Below are 14,480 nucleotides of genomic sequence, written 5' to 3' on the forward strand. Positions count from 1 at the left end.
AATGTAAAATAATGGATGATATGAAAAAGAGAATATTGATTATTTTTACGTTATTCGTGTTTGCTGTGACGAACAGCAGTTGTGATAGTTGGTTGGATGTGACCCCGCAAGCACAGGTGAATGCAGAGAAATTGTTTTCTAAACCCAAGGGGTTTGAGAATGCCTTATATGGTATATATACTTCGATGACGGATGCATCTTCGTATGGAACGCACATGACATTCGGGTTGATGGATGCGTTGGCCCAGTATTATGATGTTTACCAGGACAAGTATCATCTTCTTTACGAGGCGTCCCGGTATAATTATAAAAATTCGAATTCTCAAGATGTGATTAAGAATTTGTGGTTAAAAAATTACAATAGTATTGCGAATTGTAATGTTTTATTGGATTACTTGAGCGAGAAGTCCCCCTCGTTTTTTGAAGGTGAAGAGTATAAGTTTTTGGTTGCGGAAACGAAAGCATTAAGGGCTTACTTGCATTTCGACTTGTTGAGAGCATTTGCCCCGTCATGGAAGGAGAATTCGGAGGCTTTGTGTTTGCCTTATGCCGATAACTTCACGGACCGGGTGCATGGTCAAAAAAAGACGAGCGAGATTGTTCAATTGATTCTGACGGACCTTGATAGCGCCCGGATGATGTTAAGTACGGTTGATCCGGCTCGGGAAGAGAGTTTTAAGGAGATGTATAACCATTACGTGACGGAAATCGGGAATGATTTTACAACGGCCCGGGCATATCGCATGAATTATTGGGCAATTACCGGGTTGATGGCCCGTGTGTATCATTACATGGGGGATGAGAGAGCTTACACGTATGCCCAAGAAGTTATTCAGGCCGGGAAAGACGGGTTCTTCCCTTTCACCGAGGAAAGTGCGGTGAGTGCCCCTTTGAAGAGTCGGGATGTCGTGATGCAAAACGAGATTCTGTTTGCTTTGAATTATGCTGGTATTCATGATTTGTGGTACTCTTATGACGCCTCTCAAGATAATTATTACACGATAAATGATGTTACTTCCATTTATCCTTCTTCTGATGATTTCCGGAAGGAATATTTGGTAATCACGAATAGTAACGGGTATGATATATCGGTTAAATATGCGGATGTGGATTCTGAAAATGGCGGGAAAGTTCCGATGATCCGTTTGTCTGAAATGTATCTGATTGCTGCGGAGAGCGGTTTTAATGCCCATAAGGAGGTTGCTATCGGTTTACTCGAAGAATTGCGTAAAAATAGGGGGATAGCCGGGGAGATTTCAACGACGATTACTTATGATAATTTCGTGAAGGAGTTGACGAAAGAGGCTCGTCGGGAATTTATCGGGGAAGGTCAGTTGTTTTACTGGTATAAACGTTTGGGATTACCGGTTGATCAGGGGAGTACCACGATAACGCTTGAACCGTCTCAATTCTGTTTGCCATTGCCGGCCACTGAAGTAGAGTTTGGCGGGCGTAAGGAAGATTATTTAAATAATAAGTAGTAGATTAATATTTGGCTATGAAAATATTATATGTAATTATCATGATGTTGTTTCTTGGAATGATGTCATGTTCGGAAGATAACCTGAAAGGGTATTCCAGTAGTAACTATATACAATTTGATAAGTTGTCAAAAGATAGTACCGTTTTCTCGTTTGCTTATGATGAGACGCTGGAGTCGGGAACGGTGGCTTTGAAATTAGTGATGATTTCGCCTCTGGTAGATCGTGATCGGAAGTATAACGTGACGTTTTTGCAGGATGAAAGTTCTGCCCAAGCCGGGGTGGATTTTGAGATGCCGGTGGAAGAACAGGTGATTGCGGCGAATGATTCGGTTGCTTATCTGAATGTTACCGTAACGAGAAACGAGGCTCTTAAAGGGAGTGTGCTAGCGGTTTTTGAGGTGCAGGGGTCAGATGATTTTATGCCGGGAATCGAAGCGAATCGGAAAGGACGGATTTTTATCACGAATCAATTAACTCGTCCGGGGTGGTGGAATGACTGGCACGAGGCGAACGGGTTGGGTACTTATTCGGACTTGAAATATCAAACTTTTATCCGGGAAATCGGGGTGACGGATATGACGTTAGAGGCCGACGGGGGAGAGATGAATTACTCGACGATGCGGGCTTACGTGCTGCAATTCAAATATTGGTTGCAAGAACATCCAACTGAAGATGAGGATGGTAGTTTGATGAAAGTGGCAATGAGAGGTTAATATTTAAAGATGAAGTTATGAAGAGATTATTTATATATATCATCACGGTAATGGCGTTGTTCGCTGCCGGATGTTATGAAGATAAAGGAAATTATGACTATGAGACCGTGCCGCTGGTTTCCGTGAGCGGTATAGAGAAAAGTTATGATTTTTACGTGGGGTCACAGGAAACGATTACCCCAACCGTGACCTGGACAAATGGCAAGCCGGATAAGGTTTCTTATGCTTGGAGAATAAACAATAAGGTGGTTTGCGAGGAAGAAAGTCTGAATTTTGTTGTGGGTGACCTTCCCGTGAAAGCTGGATTGTATGCCGAGTTTACGATTACGAATGAGGATTTAGGGGTAGAGTATATCAACCGTTTTAACGTGTCGGTTTATTCCACATATTATTCCGGATGGATGCTCTTGGCGGATAAAGGTAACGTTTCCGAGTTGTCCTATGTTCGGGATGATGGGGGCCTTTATGCGGATATTTATAAAAACGTGAACGGGACGGATTTGGCCGGGGGTGCTTGTGCCTTGATGGAACATTGGTTGCCGACATCAGAAGAGATCGGACAGATTTTCGTGGCTTGTCAGAACGGACCGGAATATTCTGTGGAATTGGATGGAAACACGTTTAGTAAAATGGTCGCCACGAAAGATGAGTTCGTGGGGGATGTACCCAAGGATTTCAAGCCTATGAGAATGAATTGCGTGACGAATTACGATTATCTTATCAGTAATGGTAAATTGTATGTGCGTAATATTCAAGCATCATATGATGCTCTTTATCAGGATGGTCTGTTTCCAAATTTCCCTTATCCGGGTGATTATGAATTAACGAATCTGGGCATTCGGGGAAACCTGCTTTTTAGTAATGATATTATCTGTTTTGATAAGAAAACTTCAAGTTATATGCTGGTGCGAACCGGGGAAATGAAACGATTTGATTACACGAATGATTCGGAAAAGGCATTTATTCCTTACGATATGGGGAAAACGGTGCTGGATGGAGGACCGATCTCGACAGAAACCCCGACGGATGAGTTCCTGACAGTTCTGAAATCGAATTCGGAAAACAAGGCATACGTGCAAAAATTCCGATTCTCCGGATGGGGAGCGAAGACGTATCGGTCGATCTCGGAGGTGGAGTTTCCTGATCCTTCAATCATTAATGAGAATACGAAATTTGCTGTTTGCCAGAATCGTCCTTACGTGTATATTGCATCAGGTAACGTGCTGTATGTTTATAATCACAAGGATAATACGGTAAAACCATTACGTTCTGATTTTGGGCGGACGATTCGGGATATTGCTGTTTGTCCCACGAATTATGAACGTTTGGGTATTGCTTTGGAGAATGCGGATGACACGTCGAAGAGTGACTTTATGGTACTGGATGTTTCGGTCGTTGGGGATGGAAAAACTCTGGAAGGAATGGAATTTATCGGAAAGTTCGGTCGTGTGGTGGATTTAATTTATAAGATAGGTAATCAGTGGGATACTTATTAATAAATCAGTATTCTCCCGCTTAGCGGGAGAATACTTTAATGTATAGGTGATGAAAGTATGTAAAAATGTATGGCTATTGGTTAGCTTGCTATGCCTGTTTTGTGCATGTAAAGAACGGGAGCATGATCGTTTCACGATTTCTGGGGAGATGAAGGGATTACCTAAAGGTGTCGTGAAGTTGTACACGAATCCGCCGGGAAATGTTTTATTGGATAGTTGCGAGGTTAAGGATGGAAAGTACTTTTTAGAAGGGAAGATCACGGAGCCTCAGGCCGGTCTATTGTTTTTTGACATGGAACCGCAATACCAGCGATTGGGGGCCTCGATGGTGGCTATATTTATAGAGCCGGAGGATATGAAGGTGTACAGCGAATTGGATGAGGTGAAGAAAACGTTGAAGATTACTTCAGCCCCGATTAATGAAGATATTCACAGGTATAATGTTTATTTGAAGTCTTTACCGGAGAAACAATTGGTTGCAGAGTTTAATGGAAAAATCCAGATGGCTTTTGCCGAGGCTAGGATGGAAGAAGTACGAGAGATGAGTCGAAAGCGAGATTCGTTGCAAATGGTGATTATTGACCGGTTGTTTGCTTTTGAGCCGGGAGTTTCTAAAAGTCCGGCAGCAGCTTATTTGGTGGCTCAATTGTCCGCATCTCTGGATGTTGTGCAAAGAGGGAAGATCGTGGAAAAGTTTGACCCGAGTTTAACTGATTCTTATTATCTGAACGGAATGCAAGAAAGCGTGGAGCGGGAAACGGCTTTACAGCCGGGAAAAGTCTTCCCAGATTTTCAGGTGTTTGATAAAGATGGTAGGAAGTACACCTTGGCTGATTTTCGGGGAAAATATTTATTTGTTGAATTTAGTGCATCCTGGTGTGGCTGGTGTAAAAAAGAGATCCCTTTTATTCGTAAAGCATATCACGCTTTAAAAGATAAAAATGTTGTTTTTGTAACGATGATGATGGATGATCGGAAAGAGGCTTGGTTACATGAGATCAAAGAGTATAATATCGAATGGTATTGTTTGTCTGATCTGAAAGGGATGAAAAACAGTCCTTTGGCTAAAGCATATAATTTGGGAGGGATTCCAGACTCTTTCGTGGTAGATCCGGAAGGGCGAATCGTGTGTCGGGACTTGAGGGGGGATGAAGTATTGGAGACATTATCTACCTTGTGTAATTAATGGAAAAAATCATGTATAAGATATTAATCGGTTTGTTTTTATCTGTATTGTGCTTGCAGGCAAAATGTCAGATACAATTTGATGAGGGAAGTTTCACGGAGGTTCTGACAAAAGCAAAACAGGAAAAAAAGATGGTGTTTATGGATTGCTACACGAGTTGGTGCGGCCCTTGTAAAATGATGGTGCAGGATGTTTTTAGCCGGGAAGACGTGGGACAATTTATGAATACGCATTTTGTAAATGTTAAATTGGATATGGAAAAAGGGGAGGGGCGGGAATTGGCTAAGAAGTATCAAGTGAAGGTTTACCCGACTTTTTTGATCTTGAATGAAGATGGAGAGGTGATTCATAAAATGGTGGGAGGAATGAAAGCAGAGGAATTTTTACAGAATGTGCAAAATGGTATTGGAGAACATTCTTTGTATTCTTATGAGAAGAGATATGCCAACGGGGAGCGTGATCCGCAATTCGTGTATAGTTATATAGAGACTTTGGCCAGGGCTTTTATGAAGGAACGGATGGAAGAGGTGTTACACGAATATTGGGGAACATTGACGGATCAAGAGAAAAGTGGTAAAGAAAATTGGATGCTCGTGAAACGATTCGTGAAGAATCCGTCGTTACCAGAATACAAGTATCTTCTGGAATATAAAAAGGATTTTGATGCGGCGGTTAGTAAAGATAGCGTGGATCGTAAAATATATGATGATTTGTTCCCGTTGATCGTGAATGATTGTAATGAAATTATTTTTCATGATAAAGTAAATGCAGCTGAACTTTTAGATACATATAAAACGTGTGTTACTCAATCGGGAATTGCCGGACAGGATTATCTGTTGGATATTGTGGAGTTTACCAGAGCCTTTTTGTCCGGTGATTTGAAGAAAGCATTAAAAATGTATGATAGGAAGTTTTCCCGTTTGGATCATGATGCTCGTTTTGATGTAACCTTACAGTTGAATGGAATGTTGATTCGTAAGGGGGATGCAAAAATGTGTGAGCGAGGATTGGAATTGATTGAGAGAACAATGAAAGATTGCGGGTGGTCGGAGGATAATCCTTTGTTTGCAGCCGTGGTTTCCGGATTGAAAGATAAATTTAAAGATAATAAAGATGAATAGATTATTGATTTTGTTGACAGGATGTTTGTTCTGTTTTTCGTGCGCATCCAAAACGGATGGTTTTAAGGTAAAAATGCATTTGGAAAATGCTCCGGAGTGTGAAATTTTCGTGAGTGAAAGGGTTCCGAATCCTGCCCAGTGGTATATAGATACTTTGAAGTTGAAAGATGGCCAAGTGGTTTACACGGGTAAGGTGGATTACCCTCGTTTGGTTTCTTTCGTTGTTAAGAAGGGAGAAGATGATTTTGTGGGTTCTTTCAGTATATTTTTGGATAATAGTGAGGTTGAAGTTCAAGGGGATTTTAATAATTTGAAGAGTCTAACAATTACTGGGAGTAAAACACATGATGAATTTGTTACCATAGAAAAAAACGGGCAAGAGTTTATGAAAGAGTATGGCAGAATCGGTTACGACCGGAGTAAGGCGTTTAAAGATAACCGGACTTTATATGATTCTTTAGCAGATCCTTACAAGCAGGCTTATGATAAGGTGGTGGATTACATTCTGAATCTTCCGGGGTATGCACGTAGTGAGGTGGCTCCTTATTTTGTTTCGGAATACATTAGTGCTGATAATCTTCCCTTGATGGAAAAAGCGCTGAATGCTTTCGATGTTTCTCTAGCCGAGAACGCATATATCGCTAATTGCCGGGTAAAATTAGAAAAGGAAAAACGGGTACAACCGGGAGTGATGGCGTATGATTTCACGTTAGAGGATTTGGAGGGTAATACTTACAAATTGTCAGATTATAGGGGGAAATATGTGTTGCTGGAGTTTAGTGCATCTTGGTGCGGATGGTGTAAATTGGAGATACCTTTCCTTGAAACAGTTTATAAGAATACGCAAGATAAGAATTTTGTAATGTTTACGATTAATCTGGATGACGAGCGAGGGAAATGGGAGGAAGATGTAAAACATTATAATTTACCGTGGAAGGTTATTTCAGATTTAAAAGCATTTGAAAGTCCCGTGGCGAAGAGTTATAACGTGAGTGGTATTCCGATGATTTATCTGATCGATCCGGAGGGAAAAATAAAGGAGAAAGGATTACGTCGGGAAGAGATGATTGAATATATAAATGCTTTGTTTGAGTAATTTAATAACAGGGGGAAACGAGATTTGAAAGTTTTCCCCTATGTTATTTTAAGGGTGAAAGAAATTATAGGGTTGTTTACAAGATGGTATCGGATTTTGTGATGATTCAATTATCGTGTATTTGAATATTTCGGAGGAATAGTTATTTTTGTAGCACTATGAGTGCTATTATTCAGACCAATAAAGACTTTGAAGTATTCTTCCGGGAGAATTTTCCATCCGTGTACGCTTTCATGAAACGCTACACGGGGGATGATGAATTAGCAGCAGATTTAGCACAAGAGACTTTTATCCGGGTTTATGAACGGCGGGATGAGATTGTTTCTGTTGATTACGGGAAAGCTTTTTTATACACGGTTGCACGTCATTTGTACTGGAATCATTGTAAGCATCAACGGGCGAAGGAAAATTATTTCGCACAATTGGATGAGAGTAACGTGGATGATTACGATTTCTTGCAGGAGGTTACCCGGCAGGAAACCATGCGAATGTTATATGTTGCTATTGACCAGTTGCCACCACAGACTCGTAACGTGATCCTTTTGAATCTGGAAGGGAAAACGAACCCTGAGGTTGCGGAAGAATTAGGTATTTCCGTGAACACGGTGAAGTGTTTGAAAAAGTCGGCTTACGAGACATTAAGGGAGGCCCTATCCAAAAATTACTTTGTGATTTTGATGTTCCTGTTAGGGGTGTAAATGTTAAATCTTTTCTTTTTTTGAATTTTTTTCTAGTCTGACCTACCCACTTTTCATTTGAAGTAATCTCTATGATAAAATTACAAATGTAAAAGTATGGATTTACTAAAAAAACGTTTGGATATTGCCCGGCTTATTGCCGAAGAGTTGACCGGAACGATTGATGAAAAGGATCGGCTCGTGTTGGCCCGTTGGTTGGATGAGGACGAACGACACCGGGGGGAATATGCGAATATTTTAGAATCATTAAAGGCTGGGAACGAGGCTTGGAAGGATCAGGAGCGGGGGAGGCAGTTAATGGAATCCCGATGGGGGACAGTGAAATCTCATACGGTTCGGAAGACTGACCGGTGGATTACGTGGAGTAAGTATGTGGCGGTTATCGTGTTATTCGTGAGCATTGGAATTTTTTGGCTTGTAAATGAAGAAAAGCAGGAGGTGGAGAATGGTACTGTTGCCCAAATTGAACATGGTAGCATGAAAGCGCAGCTTGTACTTGCTAATGGAAAAAAGGTGGATTTGAGGCCAGAAATAAGCTTACAATTAGAAGAGGAGGGGGGAACCCGAATTTTGACATCAGATAATAGGGTAAAGTATTCGGGGAAGGATTCTTTAGCCGGACAATCGACAGAAGTAAAGTATAATACGTTGATCGTGCCGCGAGGAGGTGAATTTTCGTTGGAATTGGCAGATGGAACTCGGGTGTGGTTGAATGCGGAGTCGAGGTTGCGTTATCCGGTGGCTTTCACGGGTAAGGAGAGAAAAGTTGAGATGGAGGGAGAGGTTTATTTTGAAGTGGCAAAGAATAAGGAAAAACCTTTTATTGTAACCGTGAATGGGGTTGATATTCGGGTCTTGGGAACAAGTTTTAATGTTTCGGCTTATCAAGAAGAGGTGGTGGCCACGTTGGTCGAAGGAAAGGTGCAGTTGAAAAAAGGTAATGAACAGGTTATTTTATCGCCTAACCAGCAAGCAATATGGTCTGATGACGAGTTTAGAGTGAAACAGGTAGATGCCCGTAATTATGTGTTATGGAAAGAGGGGATTTTTTATTTTGAAGATGTTGATTTGGAGACAATTCTGGATGATATGGCCCGCTGGTATAACGTGAATGTTTTTTATATGAACCCAGCGTTGAAAGAGATGAAATTCTCTGTCGAGATTAGACGTTATGGGGATATAAACGAGATCCTGAGAAGAATAGAACAAACTAAACGTGTAAAATTTGAAATAAAAGATAGAACTATAAACGTGTATGAATAAAAAAAGACAGACAGCACCCCCATGCTATCTGTCCGAATACATTCAATATTTAATTCAATGTAAAACTCAAGAACAAAGTTATGAAAAAAAAATGTAATTCTGGTGGTCTTATGAAAATAAGGCTGCGAAAAACATTGTTGGTTATGAAATTTTTGTGCTTTTTTTTCTTGTTGTCTGTTTCGGTATCAGCAGCAAGTTATTCACAGAATGCAAGGTTTACTCTGACGTTGGAAAATGTCGCATTAACAGATGTTTTTTCAACTATTCGGAAAAGTAGTGAGTTCACGTTTATCTATAATATGGATGACGTGAGAAATATTCGGGTGAAGTCAATAAACGTGCACGAGGCTACTATCCAAGAGATTCTGGATGAAGTCCTTCGAAACACGGGGTTCGTTTACCAGATTGAAGATTATGTGATCGTGATTCAACCTCAGGAAACGAAGGAAGAAAAGAAATCCCTGCGATTAAAAGGGTGGGTCCGTGATAAGAAAAAGGAACCGCTACCAGGGGTGACGGTAAGAATGGTGGGGGTGAGCTTGGGAACGGCAACCAATGCTCAAGGATGGTTTGCGATAGATTTACCTGTGACGAAAGGGGAGGTGGAGTTTTCTTTCGTGGGATATAAAAAACAGAAAATTACTTTCACAGAAAAAACAGATACACTGCAGATCGTGATGGAGGAGGATTTCCAACAGGTGGAAGAGGTGGTTGTGACAGGTATTTTCAATAAACCGAAAGAGAGTTTTACAGGGGCTGTGACAACTATATCTCAAGAAGAGATCAGAACTCATTATTCTCGGAATTTGATTCAGACATTAGCGAGTTTAGATCCTAGTTTACGAATTATACAGAATAACGCACAAGGATCTAATCCGAATGCTTTACCGGAACTACAATTGCGAGGGGCATCCACATTACTTAGTGCAGACGATATACGAGATCAAAAGAGTAATTATGAATTGAATCAACCTTTGTTTATCATGGATGGTTTCGAGGTAACGTTAGAACGAGTAATGGACTTGAATGATAATGAAATTGAAAGCATCACTATTTTGAAAGATGCGAGTGCTACAGCTCTTTATGGTTCTAGAGGGGCGAATGGGGTCATAGTGATTACTTCGTTACGTCCTAAAGCAGGAAAAATTTCGGTGACATATTCGGGAAAAGTTAAAGTCGAAATTCCAGATTTAAGTTCGTATGACAACTTAACGAATGCTAGAGAAAAATTAGAGTTAGAACGAGTGTATGGCGTGTGGGATGATTCAAGTCTTCAGGAGTTATACCAGTCTTTAAAAGATGTGGTTGATTCAGGTGTGAATTATAACTGGGCTAAAGAGCCTCTTCGTACAGGAGTTGGACAACAGCATATATTGAATATCATGGGAGGAGTTGAGGCTTGGCGTTTTCGGTTTGATCTGTTTTATGATGAAACAATTGGCGTTATGAAGGGATCTGATCGTACAAATTTCAACGGTTCGATGGAAATTGATTACGTGCATGGTAAATGGAATGTACGTCAACTTTTAACGATAGGATTGAATACAAGTGAAGATAGTCCTTATGGACAATTTTCTGATTACGTGAGGATGAACAGATATTGGGAACCTTATGATGAAAATGGAGAATTGATAGAACAATATTATCATCCTAATGCAACGGCTCTTATAGATAATCCGATGTATAATAAGGAGGTTGGGTGTTGGAATGAATCAAAATACACGTCATTACGTAGCACAACGCAGGCTCGTTTTGATATTTCAGAGGCTTTTCAAATAACAGCAATGTTGGGTTTAACTAAAAAAATGGGAACACAAGATTCTTTTATCCCACCAACGCATAAATATTATGATAGTGAGGAGAATATAGAGCAAAAAGGAAGTTATGGTAGAGGAGAGAAAACGGAATCATTGTGGGAAACGAGATGGGCGTTGAATTATGCAAAAACATTTAACGAAAAACATATGCTAACAGTAGGTATTGCTGGAGAAATGTCTGAAACAAAATATGATAATGTTTCTTGGTCTGCAACAGGATTTTTAACATCGGATATTGACCATTTGGCAACTTCTTTAGGTTATCCTTCTACGGGAGGAACTTATGGTTCAGAATCAACCTCTCGTAGAGTATCATTAAGTGGTTTTTGTAATTATTATTATGATACGCGTTATTTTATAGATTTGACTTATCGTTTAGACGGAGGTTCTTCTTTTGGGAAAAATAGTCGTTTTTCTTCTTTTTATGCTTTAGGTGTTGGATGGACGCTTAGTAAGGAAGAGTTTATAATTGAACACTTACCTTTTATTTCAAATTGGCAATTCCGCTATTCGTATGGGGTTTCCGGTAATATGGCATTCTCCCCGGAACAGTCAATGGAGGTTTTTAATCGAGAAACCAATTACACTTATAATGGAGGTGTGGGAGTAAAGATGGCAACTTTCGCAAACCCGAATCTGAAACAACAGAATACATTTCAACATAATGTGGGGATGAATTTGAGTCTTTTTAAAGACCGAATAACATTTAATTTAAACTATTATAGAAAATTGACGGATAATACCTTAACTGATATATATATTCCTGCATCACACGGTTTTACCACTGTAAAAGGAAATGTGGGTGAAGTGCGGAATGAAGGTTATGATGGTAGCATCTCTTTCAATGTATTGAGATCAGAAAAGTTTAATTGGAATTTAAGTGGTAGCTTTTCTCATAACAAGGAGACTTTAGTGAAGTTGGCCGAAGGTTTTAAGAATTCGTTAAAATATTATGATACTTCAATGGGATCAGCTACGACGTATTTGCGCTATAGAGAAGGGCATTCTATGACGGCTGTTTATGGTTTGCGTACGATTGGCGTGGATCCTCTTTCTGGTCAGAGGGTATTTTTAACTAAAGATGGAGAAATGACAATGTATCAGAATGGTAAAGATTTAGTTTATTTGGGAGACTCACAACCGAAGGTGAATGGTTCCATCCACACGACAATCTCGTATGGTGGACTCTCTGTATCATTGGGCTTTGGTTTACAATGGGGCGGTGTCGCTGAGAACTTCACCGAGTTGAATAAGAGAGAAAATTTAAACTTAACCTATAATGTGGATCGTCAAGTATTAAAAGATGGTTGGAAAAAAGCTGGAGATGAAGCGTTATATAAAAGGCAAGGAGCTTATGTCGTGAATACTTATGGATGTGATATGTTTATCCACAAGAATAATATATTTAATTTGAATAGTATTAATGTTCGCTATAATTTTCCACGAAAGTTGATAAAGAAGTTGGGAATGGAAATGTTATCTATTTCTACAGATTTGACAGATATTTTTTATTTTTCGACAATTCATCGAGAACGGGGAACGTCTTATCCTTACTCAATTAATCCGAATTTATCAATATCTTGTTCCTTCTAATTCAAATAGTTAATGGTATGAAAAAAAGAAAATTTTATTTATTGTTATATGTTGTATTGACATTGGTTTGTAGTGCATGTGAAGGTTGGCTGACTGTTGAGCCCGAAACTGCTATTACGGGAGAGAAATTGTATACAACGAATGAAGGTGTAAAGGAAGGACTAAACGGACTTTATCTTAACATGAGAGGATTGTATTACCCGGAAGGCCGCTTGGGCGGTGCATCAGTATTGGAATCAATGGCTTGTACACATACTTTTGCAGAAGGTACTCCTGGATATAGGTGGGCAGGACATTATTATAATGATTTATCCGGTGATTCAGATATAGCTATGATATTTGTGGGGTTGTATAATATTATTACGAATGCGAATTCTTTAATACTAGGAACAGAAACAAATAAGAACAAGTTAAAGGATGAGGTTTATAATATAGGTCGGGGGGAAGCCTTGGCAATACGGGCTTTGGTTCATTTGGATTTGATACGTTTGTTCGGGCCAGTTCCATCGAATGTGGATATGAGTGAGAAGTATTTACCTTATGTAAGGGTGAATGATATTAAAGATTACGAATATAATACATTTGAAGAGTACATGACATATTTGTTGGCGGATTTGGATGAAGCTGAAGCATTATTAGAGAAATCGGATATTGTCGTTACGGGGACCTTTGAGGAAACGGAAGTTTCAAGCGCTTCTTGGTCTTTTCGTAAAAATCATATAAATTATTATGGGGTATTAGGATTACAGGCTAGGGCTCGCTTATGGAAAGGAGAGGTGGAAGGTGCGTTGCGTTACGCTCGGCTGGTGAAAGAAGCAAAGAATGGGGATGGAACTGCCAAGGTCCGTTTGATGACACCAGATGATAATACTACAGAAGGACTTTGGAATAATAAGACTACGGATTTGACATGTTATAGTGAACATCTTTGCGGAGTGAAATGTGATAATTATGATTATACGCAGGGTACAGCTTGGCTAGCTAGGAATGTTTCGATTTTAAACTATAGTGATACATTTTTTGAGGATTTGTTTGCAGGAAACGCTGAAGATATGCGGTATCAATGGTTTTGGGCATATTATTATAACCGTTTTGGAACGAGTGGATATTATTGTCGGAAATATTTGAATTTTTATAATTCTTCTACTTCTCAAAAAAATTTCCCTATTGTGCGATTAGCAGAAATGTATTTGATTATTGCGGAGAATGCACCATTGGAAGAAGCGAATATAATTTATGAAGAGTATTGTAAAGCTCGCAATTTGACTTACGTGCCATTGACAGAAAGCGATCGAGAGGAGAGAATCTTGTTGGAATTTATCCGGGAATTTACAGGTGAAGGACAGAATTTTTATACATACAAGCGGTATAATACTAAAAATATGTTGTTTGGAGTGCGAGAGTGTACGGAAGAGCAGTATCAATTACCACTCCCGGAATCTGAATTGTTGAATGATAAATGATTTGAATTATGAAAAATTTTTTAATTATAGTGTTGTGTTGTACATTCTGGTGTATAGCTTGCACGGAAGAACGTCCTGGGTATTATGAGGGGGAGAATAATTGGGTACAGTTTTATTATTTGTGGCCTGTACAGAATCCGTATATAGCTCCGGTTCATCTACCTTATGAGGGGTATATGCCATCCTTGAATTCAACAAAGCTTCAGGATACTGTTTATTTCCGGTTGCACTTGATCGGGAGGAAGTCTAATCAGCCGAGAAAAGTGATGTTTGAATCTTATGAAACAGAGATGGAGTATAGTTATTACGAACCGGCTGTGGCTAACGTAAATTATATCGCATTCGATGATCCTTTGATGAAGCCTTATCTGACGATTCCGGGAGATTCTGCTTATGTGAATATTCCCGTGATCGTGAAATATAACCCAGCGATTTCCAGTGGTTATTTTCAGTTAGATTTTAAATTGATTGATACGGAAGATTTGGTAGTGGGTGATACTTGTTTAATGAAAGGAAGATTAAAATTTTCTCAATGGTAATAAATAATTTG

At 39.6% G+C, this 14,480-nt stretch carries 11 protein-coding genes; all 11 read left to right on the forward strand.

Annotated features, from left to right (window positions below; all coding sequences use genetic code 11):
* The first annotated feature begins 20 nt into the window (after positions 1 to 20).
* The 11 genes from R8806_RS19755 to R8806_RS19805 all read left to right on the forward strand — a co-directional run bounded on the left by R8806_RS19755 (position 21) and on the right by R8806_RS19805 (position 14,469).
* Complete coding sequence (locus R8806_RS19755; protein WP_164719548.1) at positions 21 to 1,481, forward strand: RagB/SusD family nutrient uptake outer membrane protein; 1,461 nt, start codon at positions 21 to 23, stop codon at positions 1,479 to 1,481.
* Between the two features lie 17 nt (positions 1,482 to 1,498).
* Positions 1,499 to 2,197, forward strand: coding sequence for a DUF4843 domain-containing protein (locus R8806_RS19760; RefSeq protein ID WP_124315773.1), 699 nt, complete (start codon positions 1,499 to 1,501; stop codon positions 2,195 to 2,197).
* A 17-nt stretch (positions 2,198 to 2,214) separates the two neighbouring features.
* Complete coding sequence (locus R8806_RS19765; RefSeq protein ID WP_124315772.1) at positions 2,215 to 3,693, forward strand: PKD-like family lipoprotein; 1,479 nt, start codon at positions 2,215 to 2,217, stop codon at positions 3,691 to 3,693.
* 49 nt (positions 3,694 to 3,742) lie between these two features.
* On the forward strand, positions 3,743 to 4,879 hold the full coding sequence (locus R8806_RS19770) for a TlpA disulfide reductase family protein (RefSeq protein ID WP_124315771.1): 1,137 nt from the start codon (positions 3,743 to 3,745) through the stop codon (positions 4,877 to 4,879).
* An 11-nt stretch (positions 4,880 to 4,890) separates the two neighbouring features.
* Complete coding sequence (locus R8806_RS19775; protein WP_164719547.1) at positions 4,891 to 6,000, forward strand: thioredoxin family protein; 1,110 nt, start codon at positions 4,891 to 4,893, stop codon at positions 5,998 to 6,000.
* On the forward strand, positions 5,993 to 7,096 hold the full coding sequence (locus R8806_RS19780; RefSeq protein WP_124315769.1) for a TlpA disulfide reductase family protein: 1,104 nt from the start codon (positions 5,993 to 5,995) through the stop codon (positions 7,094 to 7,096). Before R8806_RS19775 ends, R8806_RS19780 begins: the two co-directional genes overlap by 8 nt.
* A gap of 158 nt (positions 7,097 to 7,254) precedes the next feature.
* A complete protein-coding gene (locus R8806_RS19785) occupies positions 7,255 to 7,794 on the forward strand; it encodes an RNA polymerase sigma factor (protein WP_124315768.1) in 540 nt (179 codons plus the stop codon).
* A gap of 96 nt (positions 7,795 to 7,890) precedes the next feature.
* Positions 7,891 to 9,057, forward strand: a complete 1,167-nt coding sequence (locus R8806_RS19790) for a FecR family protein (protein WP_124315767.1) — start codon at positions 7,891 to 7,893, stop codon at positions 9,055 to 9,057.
* 143 nt (positions 9,058 to 9,200) lie between these two features.
* Positions 9,201 to 12,467: a SusC/RagA family TonB-linked outer membrane protein gene (locus R8806_RS19795; protein WP_151412149.1), complete on the forward strand. Its 3,267-nt coding sequence runs from the start codon at positions 9,201 to 9,203 to the stop codon at positions 12,465 to 12,467.
* Positions 12,468 to 12,484: 17 nt separating this feature from the next.
* Complete coding sequence (locus tag R8806_RS19800; protein WP_151412148.1) at positions 12,485 to 13,930, forward strand: RagB/SusD family nutrient uptake outer membrane protein; 1,446 nt, start codon at positions 12,485 to 12,487, stop codon at positions 13,928 to 13,930.
* Between the two features lie 8 nt (positions 13,931 to 13,938).
* Positions 13,939 to 14,469, forward strand: coding sequence for a DUF4843 domain-containing protein (locus tag R8806_RS19805; RefSeq protein ID WP_124317114.1), 531 nt, complete (start codon positions 13,939 to 13,941; stop codon positions 14,467 to 14,469).
* Positions 14,470 to 14,480: the final 11 nt, after the last annotated feature.

It is taken from the genome of Butyricimonas faecihominis, from assembly GCF_033096445.1.
Classification (GTDB): domain Bacteria; phylum Bacteroidota; class Bacteroidia; order Bacteroidales; family Marinifilaceae; genus Butyricimonas; species Butyricimonas faecihominis.

Bases quoted from the DNA above. Each gene is read 5' to 3' on its own strand.
- R8806_RS19755 (WP_164719548.1), top strand. From the start codon at position 21: ATGAAAAAGAGAATATTGATTATTTTTACGTTATTCGTGTTTGCTGTG.
- R8806_RS19760 (WP_124315773.1), top strand. From the start codon at position 1,499: ATGAAAATATTATATGTAATTATCATGATGTTGTTTCTTGGAATGATG.
- R8806_RS19765 (WP_124315772.1), top strand. From the start codon at position 2,215: ATGAAGAGATTATTTATATATATCATCACGGTAATGGCGTTGTTCGCT.
- R8806_RS19770 (WP_124315771.1), top strand. From the start codon at position 3,743: ATGAAAGTATGTAAAAATGTATGGCTATTGGTTAGCTTGCTATGCCTG.
- R8806_RS19775 (WP_164719547.1), top strand. From the start codon at position 4,891: ATGTATAAGATATTAATCGGTTTGTTTTTATCTGTATTGTGCTTGCAG.
- R8806_RS19780 (WP_124315769.1), top strand. From the start codon at position 5,993: ATGAATAGATTATTGATTTTGTTGACAGGATGTTTGTTCTGTTTTTCG.
- R8806_RS19785 (WP_124315768.1), top strand. From the start codon at position 7,255: ATGAGTGCTATTATTCAGACCAATAAAGACTTTGAAGTATTCTTCCGG.
- R8806_RS19790 (WP_124315767.1), top strand. From the start codon at position 7,891: ATGGATTTACTAAAAAAACGTTTGGATATTGCCCGGCTTATTGCCGAA.
- R8806_RS19795 (WP_151412149.1), top strand. From the start codon at position 9,201: ATGAAATTTTTGTGCTTTTTTTTCTTGTTGTCTGTTTCGGTATCAGCA.
- R8806_RS19800 (WP_151412148.1), top strand. From the start codon at position 12,485: ATGAAAAAAAGAAAATTTTATTTATTGTTATATGTTGTATTGACATTG.
- R8806_RS19805 (WP_124317114.1), top strand. From the start codon at position 13,939: ATGAAAAATTTTTTAATTATAGTGTTGTGTTGTACATTCTGGTGTATA.